This is a genomic window from Streptomyces tendae (assembly GCF_014650435.1).
Classification (GTDB): Bacteria; Actinomycetota; Actinomycetes; order Streptomycetales; family Streptomycetaceae; genus Streptomyces; species Streptomyces tendae.
This window is the reverse complement of the sequence record NZ_BMUY01000009.1, coordinates 220189-239515: the sequence shown is the minus strand read 5'-3', so window position 1 is coordinate 239515 and position 19327 is coordinate 220189. Positions and strand designations below refer to the sequence as shown.

Annotated in this window: 18 protein-coding genes; 7 read left to right on the top strand and 11 right to left on the bottom strand. The window is 72.2% G+C overall.

Features of this window, described 5'->3' with window-relative positions; translation table 11 throughout:
• Nucleotides 1-405: 405 nt before the first annotated feature.
• The gene (locus IE258_RS24340) at nucleotides 406-1035 is read left to right on the top strand and encodes a lysophospholipid acyltransferase family protein (RefSeq protein WP_161337092.1); all 630 of its coding nucleotides are present in this window, start codon (nucleotides 406-408) and stop codon (nucleotides 1033-1035) included.
• A gap of 116 nt (nucleotides 1036-1151) precedes the next feature.
• Here the strand turns inward: IE258_RS24340 and IE258_RS24335 are convergent, their stop codons facing one another.
• The 4 genes from IE258_RS24335 to argH all read right to left on the bottom strand — a co-directional run bounded on the left by IE258_RS24335 (nucleotide 1152) and on the right by argH (nucleotide 5874).
• Entirely contained in the window at nucleotides 1152-2693 is a 1542-nt protein-coding gene (locus IE258_RS24335) for an MFS transporter (RefSeq protein WP_189746752.1), read from the bottom strand.
• Nucleotides 2690-3241, bottom strand: a complete 552-nt coding sequence (locus IE258_RS24330; protein ID WP_229892384.1) for a TetR/AcrR family transcriptional regulator — start codon at nucleotides 3239-3241, stop codon at nucleotides 2690-2692. Before IE258_RS24330 ends, IE258_RS24335 begins: the two co-directional genes overlap by 4 nt.
• Before the next feature lie 95 nt (nucleotides 3242-3336).
• Nucleotides 3337-4308 (bottom strand): aldo/keto reductase, encoded by a 972-nt coding sequence (locus tag IE258_RS24325; RefSeq protein WP_189746748.1) that lies wholly within the window; start codon nucleotides 4306-4308, stop codon nucleotides 3337-3339.
• Between the two features lie 138 nt (nucleotides 4309-4446).
• Nucleotides 4447-5874: an argininosuccinate lyase gene (gene argH / locus IE258_RS24320; protein WP_189746746.1), complete on the bottom strand. Its 1428-nt coding sequence runs from the start codon at nucleotides 5872-5874 to the stop codon at nucleotides 4447-4449.
• Nucleotides 5875-5993: 119 nt separating this feature from the next.
• Here argH and IE258_RS24315 point away from each other — a divergent pair, with 119 nt between their 5' ends.
• From IE258_RS24315 to IE258_RS24290, 6 genes are all read left to right on the top strand, one after another.
• Nucleotides 5994-6581, top strand: a complete 588-nt coding sequence (locus tag IE258_RS24315; RefSeq protein ID WP_189746744.1) for a pyridoxamine 5'-phosphate oxidase family protein — start codon at nucleotides 5994-5996, stop codon at nucleotides 6579-6581.
• A gap of 3 nt (nucleotides 6582-6584) precedes the next feature.
• Nucleotides 6585-7304 (top strand): L,D-transpeptidase family protein, encoded by a 720-nt coding sequence (locus IE258_RS24310; RefSeq protein WP_189746742.1) that lies wholly within the window; start codon nucleotides 6585-6587, stop codon nucleotides 7302-7304.
• Nucleotides 7305-7415: 111 nt separating this feature from the next.
• Nucleotides 7416-8798: a ferredoxin reductase family protein gene (locus IE258_RS24305; protein WP_189746740.1), complete on the top strand. Its 1383-nt coding sequence runs from the start codon at nucleotides 7416-7418 to the stop codon at nucleotides 8796-8798.
• A 27-nt stretch (nucleotides 8799-8825) separates the two neighbouring features.
• A complete protein-coding gene (locus tag IE258_RS24300) occupies nucleotides 8826-9614 on the top strand; it encodes an FMN-binding protein (protein ID WP_189746738.1) in 789 nt (262 codons plus the stop codon).
• Between the two features lie 55 nt (nucleotides 9615-9669).
• Nucleotides 9670-10413, top strand: coding sequence for an FAD:protein FMN transferase (locus IE258_RS24295; RefSeq protein ID WP_189747015.1), 744 nt, complete (start codon nucleotides 9670-9672; stop codon nucleotides 10411-10413).
• 60 nt (nucleotides 10414-10473) lie between these two features.
• Nucleotides 10474-11166, top strand: coding sequence for a haloacid dehalogenase type II (locus IE258_RS24290; protein WP_189746736.1), 693 nt, complete (start codon nucleotides 10474-10476; stop codon nucleotides 11164-11166).
• Between the two features lie 26 nt (nucleotides 11167-11192).
• Here IE258_RS24290 and IE258_RS24285 read toward each other — a convergent pair whose 3' ends face one another.
• From IE258_RS24285 to IE258_RS24255, 7 genes are all read right to left on the bottom strand, one after another.
• A complete protein-coding gene (locus IE258_RS24285; protein WP_059299601.1) occupies nucleotides 11193-11732 on the bottom strand; it encodes an arginine repressor in 540 nt (179 codons plus the stop codon).
• A gap of 7 nt (nucleotides 11733-11739) precedes the next feature.
• The gene (locus IE258_RS24280; RefSeq protein WP_189746734.1) at nucleotides 11740-12948 is read right to left on the bottom strand and encodes an acetylornithine transaminase; all 1209 of its coding nucleotides are present in this window, start codon (nucleotides 12946-12948) and stop codon (nucleotides 11740-11742) included.
• Complete coding sequence (argB, locus tag IE258_RS24275; RefSeq protein WP_159325315.1) at nucleotides 12945-13865, bottom strand: acetylglutamate kinase; 921 nt, start codon at nucleotides 13863-13865, stop codon at nucleotides 12945-12947. Before argB ends, IE258_RS24280 begins: the two co-directional genes overlap by 4 nt.
• Nucleotides 13862-15013, bottom strand: coding sequence for a bifunctional glutamate N-acetyltransferase/amino-acid acetyltransferase ArgJ (gene argJ, locus IE258_RS24270; protein ID WP_189746732.1), 1152 nt, complete (start codon nucleotides 15011-15013; stop codon nucleotides 13862-13864). The genes argB and argJ overlap by 4 nt, the downstream gene beginning before the upstream one ends.
• Entirely contained in the window at nucleotides 15010-16038 is a 1029-nt protein-coding gene (gene argC / locus IE258_RS24265; RefSeq protein ID WP_189746730.1) for an N-acetyl-gamma-glutamyl-phosphate reductase, read from the bottom strand. The genes argJ and argC overlap by 4 nt, the downstream gene beginning before the upstream one ends.
• 93 nt (nucleotides 16039-16131) lie before the next feature.
• Nucleotides 16132-16656, bottom strand: coding sequence for an AAA family ATPase (locus IE258_RS24260; protein ID WP_189746729.1), 525 nt, complete (start codon nucleotides 16654-16656; stop codon nucleotides 16132-16134).
• Nucleotides 16657-16730: 74 nt separating this feature from the next.
• Entirely contained in the window at nucleotides 16731-19205 is a 2475-nt protein-coding gene (locus tag IE258_RS24255; protein ID WP_189746727.1) for an alpha-L-arabinofuranosidase family protein, read from the bottom strand.
• Nucleotides 19206-19327: the final 122 nt, after the last annotated feature.

The following is a 19327-nucleotide window of genomic DNA, read 5'->3' as shown; positions in this document are numbered from 1 at the left end:
CTGCCGTTGACCGTCCCGTGCGCGCCGATCGTAGGGGCGCGTACATGACGAGCGGGAGACCGCGACCGGAACACGCGGGTGCACCGAGGTGTCGTGTGGGGCGGCCGGCTGACGTGCCGTCGGCTTGGCGGCGGCGTGGCGGGGTAGGCGAAGGACACAGGCCCGGTGGCGTCGCCCGGGCGGCGCGCCTCACGCGGACGGGGTGCCGTGTGTGCTTCGATCCCGGCCGTGTCCGGTGAACACGCGTCGATACGCGTCAATGCCGCACCGGACCTGGATGACCCGAGGTGCGTGACCCCCCGGGCCGCGAGTAATGTCCTCACCTGCACAGACTCATACCGCATCCCGACACCGGAGGGCCCGTTGTCCCGCTTCGTGTTCATCAAGGCAGTGCTCGGTCCGATCATGCGCCTGATGTTCCGCACACGGGTGGAGGGTGTGGAGAACATCCCGGGCGACGGTCCGGTGATCCTGGCCGGCAACCACCTCACCTTCATCGACTCGGTGATCATGCCCCTGACCTGCGACCGGCAGGTCTTCTTCATCGGCAAGGACGAGTACGTCACCGGCAAGGGCCTCAAGGGGCGGCTGATGGCCTGGTTCTTCACCGGGGTCGGCATGGTCCCGGTCGACCGGGACGGCGGCCGGGGCGGGGTGGCGGCCCTGATGACCGGCCGCCGCATCCTGGAGGAGGGCCACGTCTTCGGCATCTACCCGGAGGGCACCCGCTCCCCCGACGGCCGCCTCTACCGCGGCCGCACCGGCATCGCCCGGCTCACCCTGATGACGGGCGCCCCGGTGGTGCCGTTCGCCGTCATCGGCACCGACAAGCTCCAGCCGGGCGGCGCGGGTCTGCCCCGGCCGGGCCGGGTCACGGTCCGCTTCGGCGAGGCCATGGAGTTCTCCCGCTACGAGGGCATGGACCGCGACCGCTACGTGCTGCGGGCGGTGACCGACTCCGTGATGACGGAGGTCATGCGCCTGTCCGGCCAGGAGTACGTCGACATGTACGCGAGCAAGGCGAAGGCGGCGTAGCACCGCCGACCCGCGTACGCGATACGGCGGACCGCTCGGTGAGCGGTCCGCCGTATCGCGTTTTCGCGCCCCGGGGCCAGGGGCGCCCCGGGGCCAGGGGGTGTTCGCCCCGCGACCTACGGGTGTTCCACCCCGTCCACCCCGTCCTCCAGGCGCTGGCCGCGCAGCAGGTACCAGGACGCCGCGGCGGCGGCCAGGAGTACGGCGGCCCCGACGCCCGCCGCGAGGGTCAGGCCGTCGACGAAGGCCTGCCGGGCGGAGTCCAGCAGCGCCTGCCCGGCCGGGCCGGGGAGGTGGGCGGCGGCCTCCACCGCACCGCCCAGCGACTCGTGGGCCGCGTCCGGGGTGCCTGCGGGCCCGGTGAAGTCGCGGTAGACGCCGGTCACGATGGAGCCCAGCACCGCGATGCCGAGGGCGGCGCCGAGTTCGTACGCCGTCTCGGAGACCGCGGAGGCGGCGCCCGCCTGTTCACCGGGGACGCTGGAGAGGATCACGTCGGCGGTGACGGTGAACGCGAAGCCCGCGCCGAGCCCGACGACCAGCAGGGCCGCGCCGAGCAGCGGGTAGCCGGTGTGCTGACCGATGACGGTCAGCGCGGCGAGCGCGAGACCGACGGCGGCGAGTCCGCCGGCGACCACGGCACGGACCGAGAATCGCCGGGCCGCGCGGCCGGCGATCAGACCGGCCACCACCGCGCCGACGGCGGCGGGCAGTTCGGCCAGGCCCGCCTCGAAGGGCCGCCTGCCCTGGACGAGTTGCAGGTACTGGGAGAGGAAGAACACCAGCCCCGACAGGCCCAGGATGGTCAGCAGGTCGGCCAGGACCGCGCCGCTGAAGCCGCGGTTGCGGAACAGCCGCATGTCGAGCAGCGGGACCGGCATGGTCAGCTGGCGGCGGACGAAGCCGTAGAGCGCGGCGGCGCCCACCAGACCCGCGGCGAGTGTGGCCCAGGCGAACCCGTGGGCGGCGGTCTCCTTGACCGCGTACACGACTGCGACCATGCCGACCAGGGAGAGGACGACGCTGAGCAGGTCCCAGGGGCCCGGGTTCGGGTTGCGGGACTCGGGCAGCATCTTCACGCCGACGACGACCAGGACGGCCATCACGGGCAGGTTGATCAGGAAGACCGAGCCCCACCAGAAGTGCTCCAGCAGGAACCCGCCGACCACCGGGCCGACCGCCGCACCGGCGGACGCGGCCGCGCCCCAGATGCCGACGGCGAGGCTGCGTTCGCGCGGGTCGTGGAAGAGGTTACGGATCAGGGCGAGGGTGGCGGGCATCAGGGTGGCGCCCGCGACGCCGAGCAGGGCCCGGGCGAGGATCATCACCTCGGGCGTGTGCGCGTAGGCGTTGAGGACGGAGATCGCGCCGAAGGCGGTGGCGCCGACGAGCAGGATCCGTTTGCGTCCGATGCGGTCGCCGAGGCTGCCCATGGAGACGAGCAGGCCGGCGATGACGAAGGAGTAGACGTCCCCGATCCAGAGCAGCTGGGTGCCGGAGGGTGCCAGGTCCTCGCTGATGTAGGGGGTCGCGAGACCGAGGACGGTCGCGTCGACGGCCACCAGCAGCACGGCCAGCACCAGGACGGACAACGCCAGCCAGCGGCCGGGGCGCTTCACCGCCTCGGTCGGGCGGGCCGGCTGCAGGGTGCGGTTCATGGTTCCTCTCTCCGGAGTGCGCCGCCGAGCAGCAGCTCGACGATCATGTGGGTGAAGTCGTTGCGGGCCACGCGGCCCTCGGCCACCGCCCAGGCGCCGGAGGCCAGCAGGCCGTACAGCGCCTCGGTGAGCCAGACGGGCGTGAGGTCGATGCGGAACTCGCCGCTCTCCTGGCCCCTGCGGAACAGCTCGGTGAGGGCGGCGTCGATGCGGGCCCAGCCCTCGTTCTGCTCCTCGCCCTCGAACAGCTGGTTCTCGGTGTAGAGGAAGGCGAGCAGGCCGGCGGAGGGTTCCATCTCGCGGACCAGTCGGCGCACCGCTTCGGCCGCCGGGCCCTCGTCGGTGCGGGCCGTCGCGAGGGCGGCCTCGCACTCGGCGATGCCCAGCGACTCCAGCGCCCGGACGAGGGCGTCGCGCCCGGCGAAGTGCCGGTGCAGCGTCGCCCGGCTGATGCCGGCGGCTCTGGCGACCTCGTCCATGGTCGCGGTGGACTTCCGGGTCAGCAGGGCCGCGGCGCTGCGCAGTACCTGTTCTCGATCGACGGCCATGAGACAACGATAACCCATATGAGACATTCTTGTCTCACACCGGGCATGCGTGACTCACCTCTCGGGGCGGTCACGGGTGCAGCGGGTCGGCGCTCTCAGTGCCAGGGCAGCTGCCCGCGGCGCTCCCAGTAGGCGTGCGGTTCCTCGGCGAGTGCGCCGAGCCGCGCCACCTGGTCGTCGTCGAGGTCGACCACGGCGGCGTGCAGGTTCGAGCCGAGCTGGTTGACCGTCGCCGCGCCGGACAGGACCACACCGGCCCAGGGCTGCCGCAGGACCAGGGCGAGGGCGACCGCGTCGCAGCCCAGGGCCGTCTCCTCCGCGACGGCCTTCAGGACGCCGGGCGCGTGCGGCTCCGCGAGCCGGCCGTTGGCCATGCCCTCCTTGACGAGCACGGTGAGCCCGGCCTCGTGCGCCTCGGCCAGCGCGGGTCCGGCGGAGGTCTCCAGCGCGTTGAACGTCGACTGGACGGTACGGAAGAGGGGCTCGCCGTCGACGGTCACGGCGAGCGCGGCGCGGATCGCGTCGGCCTGGGCGGGGCCGCTGGTGGAGAAGCCGACGGTGCTGCCCTGCGCGGCGGCCTCGGCCAGCCTGGCGTGCAGCTCCTTGTCGGTGAGGGCGGGGCTGTCCGGGGTGAGCGAGTGGATCTGGTACAGGTCGAGCCGGTCGCCGAGCAGGGCGTCGGTCTCGGCGCGCTGGCGGTCGTAGGTCGCGACGCCGTGGTCCTTGACCTCGTGCTTCTCGGCGTCGGTCGACCAGTCGGCCGTGTAGGTGTAGCCCCATTTGCTGCCGACGACCACGTCGTCGACGTCGGGGCGGTCCCGGAGCCAGTCGGCCAGGAACTCCTCCGAACGGCCGTAGGAGCGGGCCGCGTCGAAGTAGCGGACGCCCTGTGCGTAGGCGGCGTCCAGGAGGTCGTGGGTGCGTTCGCGCAACGCCTCGACGGTCCGGTCGGCCGGCAGGTCACGGTCGCGGCCGAGGTTGATGTAGCCGGGGCGGCCGACGGCGGCGAGACCCAGTCCGATGTGACAGGTGGGGGTGGTCGCCGCGGCCAGGCGGGCGAAGGGCATCGCGGGCTCCGTTCGGTCGACTGCTGAAGCTGTTGGGCTGCTGAGCTGTTGACCAACGTAACCGCGATGCCCCTCGGGCACACCGCCTGCTGCTGCCTGCCGCAACGGCCTGCCGCTGCTTGCCGCTGCGGCCCGCCGCTACTTCTTGGCGTCCGCCCAGGCGTGCTGGGCCGCCACGTCCGCCTTCACCTCGGCGAGCTGGACGGCGACCGCGCTGGGCGCCGTGCCGCCGCGGCCGTCGCGGGAGGCGAGGGCGCCGGGGACGTCGAGGACGGTGCGCACTTCGGGGGTGAGGTGCTCGGAGATCTTGGCGAACTGCTCGTCGGTCAGCTCGTCCAGCTCCTTGCCGTCGGCCTCGGCGACCTTCACGCACTCGCCGGCCACCTCGTGCGCGACGCGGAACGGCACACCCTGCTTGACCAGCCACTCGGCGATGTCGGTGGCGAGCGAGAACCCGGCCGGGGCCAGCTCCTCCATCCGCTCGCGGTGCACGGTGAGGGTGGCCATCATGCCGGTGAAGGCGGGGAGCAGGACCTCCAGCTGGTCGATGGAGTCGAAGACCGGCTCCTTGTCCTCCTGGAGGTCGCGGTTGTACGCGAGCGGGAGCGCCTTGAGGGTGGCCATCAGGCCGGTCAGGTTGCCGATCAGGCGCCCGGACTTGCCGCGGGCCAGCTCGGCGATGTCGGGGTTCTTCTTCTGCGGCATGATCGAGGAGCCGGTGGAGAAGGCGTCGTGGAGGGTGACGAAGGAGAACTCCTTCGTGTTCCAGATGATGATCTCCTCGGCGATCCGGGAGACGTTGACGCCGATCATGGCGGTGACGAAGGCGAACTCGGCGACGAAGTCGCGCGAGGCCGTCCCGTCGATGGAGTTGCCGGCGCTGCCGTGCTCGAAGCCCAGGTCGCGGGCGACGGCCTCCGGGTCCAGGCCGAGGCTGCTGCCCGCGAGCGCGCCCGAGCCGTACGGGGAGACGGCCGTGCGCGCGTCCCACTGGCGCAGCCGCTCCGCGTCCCGGCCGAGCGCCTGGGCGTGGGCGAGCACATGGTGGGCGAAGAGCACCGGCTGGGCGTGCTGGAGGTGGGTGCGGCCGGGCATGGCCACGTCCGGGTGGGCCTCGGCGAGGCCGACCAGCGCGTCCTGGAGGTCGGCGATCAGGCCGCCGACGGTCCGGGCGTGGTCGCGCAGGTACATCCGGAAGAGGGTCGCCACCTGGTCGTTGCGGGACCGGCCGGCACGCAGCTTGCCGCCGAGGTCGGGGCCGAGGCGCTCCAGCAGTCCCCGCTCCAGGGCCGTGTGGACGTCCTCGTCGGCGATGGTGCCGGTGAAGGAGCCGTCGGCGACGTCCGCCTCCAGCCGGTCCAGCCCGGCGATCATCCGGGCCAGCTCGTCCTCGGTGAGCAGCCCGGCCTTGTGCAGCACGCGCGCGTGGGCACGCGAACCGGCGATGTCGTACGGCGCGAGCCGCCAGTCGAAGTGGACGGACGCGGACAGCTTCGCCAGGGCCTCGGCGGGACCGTCGGCGAAACGCCCGCCCCAGAGCCGGACGTCACCGCTGTTGCTGCTCACTTGGGTCGCTCCTCACCGTACGATCACTGTCATGCATGAGTATGCAGAACTCTGCATGTTTCGTCAATCTTGCAGGTTGGTGCCGTCATCGGCGTCCCGCTCGCGCATAATCGTTAGACATGGGAAAGACTTATGAGCGCATAGACGGCAGACTCCGCGCCTTCATAGAGGCGCAGCCCCTCTTCTTCACCGCCACCGCTCCCCTGGCCGGCGACGGCACCATCAACCTGTCCCCCAAGGGCCTCACGGGCTGCTTCGCGGTGCTCGACGAACTGACCGTGGCCTACCTCGACTTCGCGGGTTCCAACGCGGAGACCATCGCCCACCTGCGGGAGAACGGTCGCATCACCCTGATGTGGTGCGCCTTCCAGGGTCCGCCCAACATCGTGCGGGTGCACGGCCGGGGCGAGCCGGTCTTCCGCGACGACCCCCGCTTCCCCGAGCTGCTCACCCACTTCCCGGACATCGACACCACCGCCCACGGACTGCGCGCGGTCATCGTCGTGCACGCCGAGCTCGTCCGCGACACCTGCGGCTACGCCGTCCCCTTCATGGCCTACGAGAACGACCGGGACCTGCACGGCAAGCGGTTCGCGCGGGAGGACGACGCCTCGCTCAGCGCGTACTTCACCAAGAAGGAGCACATCGCCTCCAGCATCGACGGCCTCCCCGGGCTGCCGTTGCCGCTGCCTCCTTCTACCGTCTGAACCATGCGCCCCGGTGTCGTCGCCGTCCTCGTGTCCGCCGCCTGTCTCCTCCTGCTCGGCGCCGCCCCCGCCGACGGACCCGCTCCCGCGCCGCTGCCGGCCCGGATGGCGGACACCGGCGGCGGCAGCCAGCTGATCACCGCCGTCGCGCCGGACACCGGCTCGACCACGGGCACCGTCACCTGGTGGGACCGCAGGGGCGGGGGCGACGGACACTGGGTCGCGGCCGGTTCCGCGCCCGCCCGCTTCGGCTCCGGCGGACTCACCGAGGGGACGCGGCGCGTCCAGGGCACGAACACCACCCCGACCGGCCTGTACGACCTGCCGTACGCCTTCGGCATCGAGGCGGCACCGCGCGGCACGGCGTACCGGTACCGCCCGGTCCACGAGGACTCCTGGTGGTGCCAGGACAACGCCTCCCGCTCCTACAACCGCTGGACCGAGCCGCGCCCCGCCGACTGCCGGCCCACCGAGGCCGAGCACCTGATCACCTACTCGGCGCAGTACGCGCACGCCCTGGTCGTCGGCTTCAACTACGACCGCCCGGTACACGGCCGCGGCGCGGGCATCTTCCTGCACGTCGACGGGCGCGGGGCGACGGCCGGATGTGTGTCGGTGCCGAAGGAGGCCATGCGTCGGATCCTGCGGTGGGCCGAGCCGGGGGAACGGCCGCATCTCGCGATCGGCACCTCGGGCGGGGCGACGGCGGTCACCCGCTACTGAACACGGCGGCCACCCGCTACTGAAAGCGGACGGCACGGCCGAACCGGGCTGAACGCTCGACCGGCACGGCGCGTATCTGTGGGCCAAGGGTCAAGTCCCCACGGAGGAACCGTGACCACCACGCTCGCCGGCGGCCGTGCCGCCCGCCGTCAGACGATGCGGCGCATCCGTCCGCGCCGCTCCCCCGCCGTCCCCCTGCTGCTCGCCGTGTGGGCGGGCGCGGCGGGCGTGTTGTGGCTGTGGTGGCGCAACACGCCCGCCATTTCCGACGACACCGGCAAGATCCTCGGCGCCGGCCGGATCACCGGTCTGCTCGCCGGGTACCTGATGGCGCTCGTGGTCCTCCAGATGGCCCGGGTGCCGGCGCTGGAGCGGCGCGTCGGGTCCGACCGGGTCGCCCGCTGGCACGCCATGACCGGCCGCTACACCCTCTGCCTGGTCCTGGCCCACGTCTTCCTGATCATGTGGGGCTACGCGGCGCAGGCCGGCAAGGGCCTCGGCGACGTCGTCGCGCAGACCGTCGACTCCGTGAACCAGCTGCCCGACATGGGCAAGGCCGCCATCGGCACCGGCCTGCTGGTCGTCATCGGGCTCCTGTCCGTCGGCCCCGTCCGCCGCCGGATCCCGTACGACGCCTGGTACCACGTGCACCTGCTCACCTACGCGGCGGTGTTCCTGACCTTCTGGCACCAGCTGACCACCGGCAACGACTTCGCCGTCGAACCGGTCGCCAAGACCGTCTGGTACGCCCTGTACGGCTCGGTGACCGCGCTCGTCCTCTGGTACCGGGTCCTGACCCCCGTGCGCCTCAACCTGCGGCACCGGATGCGGGTGGAGGCGGTGATCGAGGAGACGCCCGGGATCGTGTCGGTGCTCATCGGCGGGCGCCGGCTGCACCGGATGGGTGCGGAGGCCGGGCAGTTCTTCCGCTGGCGGTTCCTGGCGCCCGGCATGCGGTTCAGCTCGCACCCGTACTCGCTGTCGGCGGCGCCCCGCCCGGACATGCTGCGGATCACCGTGAAGGCGATCGGCGACCACAGCGCCCGGCTGCGCGAGCTGGAGCCCGGCACCCGGGTGTGGGCGGAGGGCCCGTACGGCGCCCTGACCGCCCAGCGCCGCAGCCGCGGCAAGGTGCTGCTGGTGGCGGGCGGGGTCGGGATCACGCCGATGCGGGCCCTGTTCGAGACGCTGCCCGGCGCGTCCGGCGACATCACGCTGCTGTACCGGGCCAACAGCACCCAGGACCTGGCGCTCTGGGACGAGCTGGCCGGAATCGCCGACGAGCGCGGCGCCCGGCTGATGTACGCGGTCAACAGCCCGGACGGGGAGCGCCCGGACATCTCGGCCGAGACCCTGGCCCGGAAGATCCCGGACGTCGAGCGCCACGACGTCTTCCTGTGCGGGCCGCCCGGCTTCGCGCAGTCGGTGTACGAGGCACTGCGCGGCGCGGGGGTCCCCGCTCGCCGTATCCACCACGAGTCGTTCGAGATGTGAGCGACGGACATCAGGAGTCCAGGACAGATGAGGAAAAGCCACCCCGTTCGGCGTGCCGTGCTCGCCGGGGCCGCCACCGTGTCCGGGATCGTGCTGCTGCTGTCGCTGAAACCGGCGTCCGACCCGGGCTCCGCCTCGGCGGCGGGCGGCGCGGCTCCGCCCGTGGCCGCGCAGTCGCCGCAGGGCGGCCGGGGCGCCGGGGCCGGCACGGTGACGGGTGAAGCGGCCCGTACGCAGTACGGTCCCGTGCAGGTCCGGGTCACCGTCAGCGGCGGGAAGATCACCAAGGCCGAGGCCGTGCAGGCGCCCAGGGGCGGGCAGAGCGACCAGGTCACCGCGGACGCCGTGCCCAAGCTCAACCGGGCGGCCGTCGCGGCCGGGAACGCCGACATCGACGCGGTCTCCGGCGCCACCTACACCAGCGCCGGGTACGCGAAGTCCCTCCAGTCGGCCCTCGACAAGGCGGCCGCGGCGGCCGGATCCGGCGGCCAGGAGTCGAGTGGGTCAGGGGACGGCGCGGGCGGGAGCGGCGCCGGGCAGGGCACGCAGGTGCTCACCGGTGACGCCGCGCAGACCCAGTACGGGCCCGTGCAGGTCCGGGTCACCGTCAGCGGCGGGAGGATCACCGACGTCGAGGCCCTCCAGGCGCCCAGGGGCGGCCGCAGCGACCAGGTCACCGCCGACGCCGTGCCCAAGCTCAACCAGGCGGCCGTCGCGGCCGGGAACGCCGACATCGACGCGGTCTCCGGCGCCACCTACACCAGCGCCGGGTACACGCAGTCCCTCCAGTCGGCGCTGGACCGGGCCGGTGGCTGACACCGGGGCCGGGTCCGCCGAGGCTCCCGCCGCGGTGCGTCACGTGGAGGAGGCGATGGGGACCGTCTTCTCCTTCGACGTCCGCGGCGGGGAACCCGGGTCCGTCCGGACGGCGGTGGCCGAGGCCGTCGCCGGACTGCACCGGGCGGACGAGGTGTTCAGCACGTACCGGGACGACAGCGAGGTCTCCCGGCTGGCGCGCGGGGAGCTGGCCCTCGACACATGTGCGCCGGAGGTCGCCGAGGTGCTGGAGCTGGCGGCCGAGGCGGAGCGGGTGAGCGACGGCTGGTTCAGCACGCGGTACGAGGGGCGGCTCGACCCGACCGGGATCGTCAAGGGCTGGGCCGTGGAGCGCGCCGCACGGCGGATCGCGGCGGAGGTCTCCGGGGTCCGCGGCGTCAGCGTCAACGGGGGCGGGGACGTGCAGTTGCTCGGGACGCCGGGTGCCGCGCGGCCGTGGCGGGTCGGGGTGTCGGACCCGCTGCGGCCGGGCGGCCTCGCGGCGGTCGTCTCGGCGGCGGGGGCGGCGGAACTGGCCGTGGCGACGTCCGGCTCCGCCGAGCGGGGCGCCCATGTCGTCGATCCGCGCACCCGGCGCTCGGCGGTGACCGACCTGTTGTCCGTGACGGTGGTGGCGCCCCGGCTGACCTGGGCGGACTGCTGGGCGACGGCGGCGTTCGCGATGGGGGCGCGGGAGGGGCTGCGGTGGCTGGAGTCGCTGCCCGGCGTCGAGGGACTGCTGATCACGGCGGGGGACGAGGTGCGGTGTACTGGGGGCCTGGCGGCGTGGCTGGGCTGAACCCGGCCCACGGGTGACCGGCGCCGCCGGGCAGACGTCCGTACGTGGGAGGAGCGCGGGATGGCGGAAGTGCGCGGTATCGAGGTCGTCGTGTGCGACGTGCTCGGCACGATGGTCGACGAACCGGGGGGACTGCGGACGGCGTTGCGCGAGGCCGTACCCGGCGCCGACGAGGCGTCCGTCGACCGGTGGCTCACGGTGTGGCAGGAGCACGTCGAGCACGAGATACGGCGCGTCAACGCCGGGGAGCGGCCGTACGCCGACTCGGGGGTCCTGGACCGCGAGGCGGCGGAGCGGGTCGCAGGGCACGCCGGGCTGACCGACGCGGACGCGGTCGCGCGGCTGGCCGGCGCGGGGCGGCGCCTCGAGCCGTGGGACGACTCCGTCTCCGGGCTCGCGCGGCTGGCCGAGCGGTTCCCGGTCGTGGGCCTGTCCAACGCCTCCCGTGCGACCCTGCTCCGCCTCAACGAGCACGCCGGGCTGCGCTGGCACCAGGCCCTGTCGGCCGAGGACGCCCGCGTGTACAAGCCGTCGCCGGAGGTCTACCGGCTCGCCCTCACCGCGGCGGGCTGCCCGCCCGAGCGGGTGCTGATGGTCGCCGCCCACGCCTGGGACCTTCGCGGTGCCCGGGCCGCGGGGATGCGCACCGCCTACGTCGGGCGCCCGGTCGGCGACCCGCCGAGGCCCACGGACGCCTTCGACTGGGCCGTGGGCGGCCTGGACGAGCTGGTCTCGGAGCTGACGGTGGGCTGACAGTTGGGCAGCGCCGTGCTCCCCGCTCAGCCCCCGTTCTGCGCCAACCGCAGCAAGTGGTCCGCCAGGGCCTGCCCGCCGGTCGGCTCCCGGCTGATCAGCATCAGCGTGTCGTCGCCCGCGATCGTCCCCAGGATGTCGTGCAGTTCCGCCTGGTCGATGGCCGAGGCGAGGAACTGCGCCGCCCCCGGAGGGGTCCGCAGGACCACGAGGTTCGCGGACGCCTCCGCGGAGATCAGCAGCTCCGCGGAGAGCCGCCGCATCCGCTCCTCCTTCGCCGACTCCCCGAGCGGCGCCCGCGGGGTGCGGAAGCCGCCCTCGCTGGGCACCGCGTAGATGAGGTCGCCGTCGGTGTTGCGGATCTTGACCGCGTTCAGCTCGTCCAGGTCGCGGGAGAGCGTCGCCTGGGTGACCGTCAGCCCGTCGTCGGCGAGCAGCTTCGCCAGCTGGCTCTGCGAACGCACCGCCTGCCGGTTGAGGATGTCCACGATCCGGCGGTGGCGTGCGGTGCGGGTCTGCGGCAGGGCGGGCCCGGCCGTCTGCTCGTGCTCCTGCGCGTGGCTCATCGTCGTCTCATTCTCCGGATCGTCCGTCCCCGTGGGCCGTCTCGGCGGCCTGGTCAAGGATGCCGGGCAGCGCCCCGAGGAACGCCTCCACCACGTCGTCGCCGAGGTTCAGCGCGGGCATCAGCCGTACGACATCGGGTGCGGGCGCGTTCACCAGGATTCCGGCGTCCTGAGCCGCCTGCTGCACCTGGGCGGCGAGCGGCTCGGTGAGCACGATACCCAGGAGCAGTCCGGCGCCCCGGACGTGGGCGGCGAGCGGGTGGCCCAGGCCCTCGACCCCGCCGCGCAGCGTCTCGCTCTGCCGCTTGACGTTGTCGAGCAGTCCCTCGTCGGCGATGGTGTCGAGCACCGCGAGTCCGGCGGCGCAGACCACCGGGTTTCCGCCGAAGGTGGTGCCGTGGTGGCCTGGCTTGAGGAGGTCGGCGGCGCGTCCGAAGGCGACCGTCGCGCCGAGCGGCAGTCCGCCGCCGAGGCCCTTGGCGAGGGTGACGACGTCCGGCAGGACGCCCTCGTGGGCCTGGTACTCGAACCAGTGCCCGGTCCGGCCGACGCCGGTCTGCACCTCGTCCAGGACGAGCAGCGCGCCGGTGGCGGCGGTGATGGCGCGGGCCGCCTTCAGATAGCCGGGGGGCGGGACGACGACGCCGTTCTCGCCCTGGATCGGCTCGATGATCACCAGCGCCGTCTCCTCGGTGACCGCCGCGGCCAGCGCCTGCGGGTCGCCGTACGGCACGTGCGTGACATCGCCGGGCAGCGGCAGGAAGGGCTCCTGCTTGCCGGGCTGGCCGGTCAGCGCCAGGGCGCCCATGGTGCGGCCGTGGAAGCCGCCCCGGGTGGCGACCATGTGCGGCCGGCCGGTCAGTCGGCCGATCTTGAAGGCGCCCTCGTTGGCCTCGGCGCCGGAGTTGCAGAAGTAGACCTTGCCGTCCCGGCCGAAGTGCTGGAGCAGCCGTTCGGCGAGGGCGACCGGCGGCTCGGCGATGAACAGGTTGGAGACGTGGCCGAGGGAGGCGATCTGCCGGCTCACGGCGTCCACCACCGCCGGGTGGGCGTGGCCGAGCGCGTTGACCGCGATACCGCCGACGAAGTCGAGGTACTCCTTGCCGTCGGCGTCCCACAGGCGGGAGCCCTCGCCGCGCACCAGGGGCAGGCGCGGGGTGCCGTAGTTGTTCATGAGGGTGCCCTGCCACCGCTCGGTCAGCTCTTCGTTGCTCACGACTCCCCCTGTTCGTCGGGCACGACCATCGTGCCGATCCCCTCGTCGGTGAAGATCTCCAGCAGGATCGAGTGCTGGACCCGGCCGTCGATGACGCGGGCGGTGGTGACGCCGCCGCGTACGGCGTGCAGGCAGCCCTCCATCTTCGGCACCATGCCGCTGGACAGGTCGGGCAGCAGTTTTTCCAGCTCGGACGCGGTGAGGCGGCTGATCACCTCGTCGGAGTTCGGCCAGTCCTCGTAGAGGCCCTCGACGTCGGTGAGGACCATGAGAGTCTCGGCGCCGAGCGCCGCAGCGAGTGCCGCAGCCGCCGTATCAGCATTGACGTTGTAGACATGGTGGTCGTCCTGGGAGCGGGCGATGGACGAGACGACCGGGATGCGGCCGTCGGCCAGCAGTGCCTCGATGGCGCCGGTGTCGATCTCGGTGATCTCGCCGACCCGTCCGATGTCGACGAGCTCGCCGTCGATCTCGGGCTGGTGCTTGGTGGCGGTGAGGGTGTGGGCGTCCTCGCCGGTGAGGCCGACGGCGAGCGGTCCGTGCTGGTTGAGCAGCCCGACCAGCTCGCGCTGCACCTGCCCGGCGAGCACCATACGTACGACGTCCATGGCGTCCTCGGTGGTGACGCGCAGGCCGGCCTTGAACTCGCTGACGATGCCGTGCTTGTCGAGGGCGGCGCTGATCTGCGGGCCGCCGCCGTGCACGACGACGGGCTTGAGGCCGGCGTGCCGCAGGAAGACGACGTCCTGGGCGAAGGCGGCCTTGAGGTCCTCGTCGATCATGGCGTTGCCGCCGAACTTGATGACGACGGTCTTGCCGTGGTGCCGGGTCAGCCAGGGCAGCGCCTCGATGAGGATCTGGGCCTTGGGGAGCGCGGTGTGCTTCCGCGTGGGTGCGTTGCTCTTTGCGTCGCTCATGAGGAGTACGCGCTGTTCTCGTGGACGTAGTCGGCGGTGAGGTCGTTGGTCCAGATGGTGGCGGTGGCGTCGCCCGCGGCGAGGTCGGCGACGATGTGCACCTCGCGGTAGCGCATGTCGACCAGCTCGCGGTCCTCGCCGACGCCGCCGTTCTTGCAGACCCAGACGCCGTTGATGGCGACGTTCAGCCGGTCGGGCTCGAAGGCCGCGTCGGTGGTGCCGATGGCGGACAGCACGCGGCCCCAGTTGGGGTCCTCGCCGTGGATGGCGCACTTGAGCAGGTTGTTGCGGGCGATGGTGCGGCCCACCTGGACGGCCTCGTCCTCGGTCGCCGCGTTCACCACCTCGACCTTGATGTCCTTGCTGGCGCCCTCGGCGTCCCGGACGAGCTGCTGCCCGAGGTCGTCGCAGACGGCCCGTACGGCCTCGGCGAAGGCGTCGTACTCGGGGGTGACGCCGGAGGCACCGGAGGCGAGCAGCAGCACGGTGTCGTTGGTGGACATGCAGCCGTCGGAGTCGACCCGGTCGAAGGTGACCCGGGTGGCGGCGCGCAGGGCGCGGTCCAGGGCCTCGGTCTCCAGGTCGGCGTCGGTGGTGATCACGACGAGCATGGTGGCGAGGCCGGGGGCGAGCATGCCCGCGCCCTTGGCCATGCCGCCCACCGTCCAGCCGTCCCCGGTGACCACGGACGTCTTGTGCACGGTGTCGGTGGTCTTGATGGCGATGGCGGCCTTCTCGCCGCCGTGCTCGGAGAGCTGGCCGGCGGCCGTCTCCACGCCCGGGAGCAGCTTGTCCATGGGCAGCAGTACGCCGATGAGCCCGGTGGAGCACACGGCGACCTCGCCCGCCCCGGTCCCGAGCACGTCGGCGACCTTCTCGGCCGTGGCGTGCGTGTCCTGGAAGCCCTTGGGTCCGGTGCAGGCGTTGGCGCCGCCGGAGTTGAGGACGACGGCGGTCACCTCACCGCTCTTCAGCACCTGCTCGGACCACAGGACCGGCGCGGCCTTGACGCGGTTGGAGGTGAAGACGCCCGCGGCGGAGCGGCGGGGGCCGGTGTTGACCACGAGGGCCAGGTCGGGGCTGCCGCTCTCCTTGATCCCGGCGGTGATGCCCGCCGCCGTGAATCCCTTCGCTGCCGTCACACTCACGGCGCAACTCCGATCGTCGTCAGTCCGGTGGTCTCGTCGAGACCGAGGGCGATGTTCATGCTCTGGACGGCACCGCCCGCGGTGCCCTTGGCCAGGTTGTCGATGGCGCTGATCGCGATGATCCGGCCGGCGGCGGCGTCGTACGCGACCTGCACCTGGACGGCGTTGGAGCCGTACACGGAGGCGGTCGCGGGCCACTGCCCCTCGGGCAGCAGGTGCACGAACGGTTCGTCGGCGAAGGCCTTCTCGTAGACGGCCCGGACCGACTCGGCGGTGACCCCGGGCTTGGCCTTCGCGGTGCAGGTGGCGAGGATGCCGCGGGGCATCGGCGCGAGGGTCGGCGTGAAGGAGACGGTGACCGGCTCCCCCGCAACCGCGCCGAGGTTCTGGATCATCTCGGGGGTGTGCCGGTGACCGCCGCCGACGCCGTACGGCGACATGGAGCCCATGACCTCGCTGCCCAGCAGGTGCGGCTTGGCCGCCTTGCCCGCGCCGGAGGTACCGGAGGCGGCGACGATCACGGCCTCGGGCTCGGCCAGCGAGGCCGCGTACGCCGGGAAGAGGGCCAGGGACACGGCCGTGGGGTAGCAACCGGGTACCGCGATGCGCTTGGACCCCTCCAGCGCGGCGCGGGCACCCGGAAGTTCGGGGAGGCCGTAGGGCCAGGTGCCGGCGTGCGGGGAGCCGTAGAACCGCTCCCAGTCTCCGGCGTCCTTCAGCCGGAAGTCGGCGCCCATGTCGACGACGAGGACGTCCGGCCCGAGCTGCTCGGCGACCGCGGCGGACTGCCCGTGCGGCAGGGCGAGGAACACGACGTCGTGGCCGTCGAGCACCTCGGGGGTGGTCGCCTCCAGCACCCGGTCGGCCAGCGGCAGCAGGTGCGGTTGCAGCGCACCGAGGCGCTGCCCCGCGTTGGAGTTGCCGGTCAGGGCGCCGATCTCGACCTCGGGGTGGGTCAGGAGCAGACGCAGCAGCTCACCGCCCGCGTACCCACTCGCTCCGGCCACCGCCGCACGTACCGCCATGGAAAACCCTCCTCCTGGATGGCATGACTATACGTTTCGCTGCACGTTTATGCAATCCAGTGAATACCGACCCACCAGGGAGGTGCCGAAACCTCAGCCCTTGACGGCCTCCGCGATGCGCAGTGCGGCCTGGTCGGGTGTGAGGTGGGTGGTGTCGACGACCTCGGCCTCGGCGTGCAGCCAGGTGCGGGCGGCCTCGGCGTACGGCTCGAGGTACCGCAGGCGGAACGGCGAGTCCGGCCCCAGTACGGTGTCCCCCGCGATGCGCCCGCGCAGGGTCTCCCGGTCGGCGTGGAGGACGAAGTGCCGCACGGCAATCCCGTGCGCGGCGAGGCCGTCGGCGATCTCCCGCCAGTACTCCTCGACCAGCACCGTCATCGGCATCACCAGGGTGCCGCCGGTGTAGTCGAGCACGCGGCGTGCGGTCTCGACGACGAGCGGCCGCCACGGCGGCCAGTGCTGGAAGTTGCCCGTCTCGGGCAGCGCCGGCGTGATGTCCATGAGCGTCTCGCCGACCTTCTCGGCGTCGAACACCCGGGAGTCCGGGAGCAGCCGCTGCACGAGCGCGGCGGTCGTGGTCTTGCCCGCACCGTGGGTGCCGTTGAGCCATACGATCATGCGTCCCCAGGCTAGCCGGGACCGGCGACGCGGTGGGGTGCTCGCGTCGCCGGTCCCGGTCGGTCGCTGCCGGGCTACCGCTGCCTGATCCGCAGGAACGTCACCGAGTTCGGCGGGAAGGTGTACGTGAACTCGCTCGCCGCTCCCGAGAAGGTCGAGGTCACCGGGGTCACCGCGGCGTCCGTCTCGGTGTTGACCGCGTCCTGGTCGGCGGCGAGGGTGGTGACCGCGGCCCTGGACGCCACCTTCGCGCCGCCGAGGTCGACGGTGGTGCGGGCGGCCGTGTCCTGGGCGTTGACGACCTTGACGATCAGCTCGCCGGTGCGGTCGTCGCGCGTGACGATCTGCCGGAACGGCTCGGCCGGCTTGTCGTCGGTGAAGCTGCCCCATTCCTGGCCGTCGAGGTAGAGGCTGACCTGACGGCCCCGGACCTTGACGTCGATGTCGTAGGCGCGGCCCGTCTCGATCGAGCCGGCCTTGGACAGGAGCGTCGACTTGCCGCCGTCGGATGCCTGCTCGACGGCGGACTGGGTGTTGTTCCAGCCGCCCAGGTTCCACCAGTAGTAGTTCCCGGTGTCCTTGACGCCGAAGGCGACCAGGAAGCCCTCCTTGCCGGACTTCTTCGTGGCCTTCACGTGCAGGTCGTAGTCGTGCCAGGCCGGGTCGCCCGCCGTGATCATGGAGTTCTCGGCGGCCGGGTCCGTCTGGACGTACTGGCCGTCCTGGACGGTCCAGCTGCCGGCTCCCGTGTGGGTCCACTGCGCGGCGCCGTCGGAGAAGTCGTCGGACAGGAGGGTCTGCCCGTCGGCCGCGGTCACCTTGACGTCGTCGTACGCCGCGCTGGTCGCCCAGGTGGACAGGCCGACCGCACCGGTGATGGGGCCGCTGACGGCAGGGGTGCCGGTGGCCTTCGAGGGGACGACGCGGTCGCCGGTGTTGTTCATGAACAGCTTCTGGACCTCGTAGTTGGCCGAGCCCCAGGACGCGTGGTTGTTGAACCAGATCAGGTCCGGGCTCCACTGCACGTAGTCCTCGTTGGCGAGCAGCGGGGCGTAGGAGGCGAGCTTGACGACGTCGGCGTTGCGCTCCAGGCCGGTCATGAACGCGGCCTCGGCGAGGGCGTTCTTCCAGGCGTTGCCCTGGGAGGCGTACTCGCCGAGGAAGACCTTGGGGCCGCTGCGGTCGTAGGAGTCGTAGCGGTCGTTGTTCTGGAGGAACCACTGCGGGCTGTTGTAGTAGTGCTCGTCGACCATCGCGACACCGGCGTCGCGGTTGAGCTGCCAGGCGGTGTCGAAGGTGGCGCCGGAGTCGTCGGGGCCGGAGTTGGAGACGACGGTGATGTCCGGGTACGCGGCCTCGATGGCGGCGCGGAACTGCTCGAAGCGGGCGAAGAACTCCTTCGGCAGGTTCTCCTCGTTGCCGACTTCGAGGTGGGTGAGGTGGAAGGGCTCGGGGTGGCCCATCTCGGCGCGCTTCTTGCCCCATTCGCTGGTGCGGGGGCCGTTGGCGAACTCGATCAGGTCCAGGGTGTCCTGGATGTGCCGCTTCAGCAGCGCGTCGTCGTCGACGGCCTTGTTCTGGCCGCAGCCGGTGACCAGGGCGGGGACGACGGGCAGCGGCATGGCGCCGATGTCCTCGGCGAAGCGGAAGTACTCGTAGTAGCCGAGCCCGTAGCTCTGGTTGTAGCCCCAGAAGTTGGCGTTGGTGGCGCGCTCCTCGACCGGGCCGATCGTGTCCTTCCACTGGTAGGAGCGTTTGCGCTGCCAGCCGGAGTCCGCGCTGTAGTCCGCCATGGATCCGGTGTTGACCAGGCAGCCGCCGGGAAAGCGCAGGAAGCCGGGGTGCAGGGCCTCGATCTTCTCCGCGAGGTCCTTGCGCAGGCCGTTCGGCTGGTGCCGGTAGGTGTCGCGGGGGAAGAGGGACACCATGTCGAGGGCGGCGGGGGCGGTGGTGGTGACGGCGAGGCGGCCGCGGTTGCTGGTGCGGGTGGCGGTGAAGGTGGCGGTGTACTTGCGCCACTTCCCCTTCGCGGCCACCTCGCGCACCTTCGCGAGGGTGCCCGCGGCGTCCCGGAGGGCGACGGTGAGGGTGGTGCCGCTCTCGGCGCGGGACCAGACCGAGAAGTCGTACCTCTCGCCCTTCTCGACCCGGATGCCGGTGTTGTAGCCCGCGTTGGTGACGGTGGAACCGGCGGCCAGCGAGAGGTAGTTGCGGTTGCGTTCGTTCAGGCGACCCCCGTCGTCCACCACCTCGGCCGTGCCGTCGGCCGACCACGCGGTGAGCGGTGTGTACGAGGCGTGGTCGGCGGTGGAGTACTCGAAGGACCGGTTCTGCACGAGTTCGGCGTACAGGCCGCCGTCGGCGGCGCGGTTGATGTCCTCGTAGAAGACGCCGTACATCGTGTCGTCGATCGCGGGGCCCCGGCCGGACGGGGCAACGGTGATCGTGTAGTCGGCGGCGGCCTCCGCGTGTGCCGGGGACGGCAGCAGGGCCGAGGCCGTCAGGAGGGCGGTGACGCTGAGACCGAGTCTCCAGCGGGTGCGTGACATGGATACTCCGCGGCTCTCACCAGGTAGTCGTTCGGGATATCGGACATTGGTCAGCACTTCGAACGGCAAGATAGGGAGGGGGTGGCGGCGCGTCAATGGGTCGCGCGGCGACGAGTGGGCCG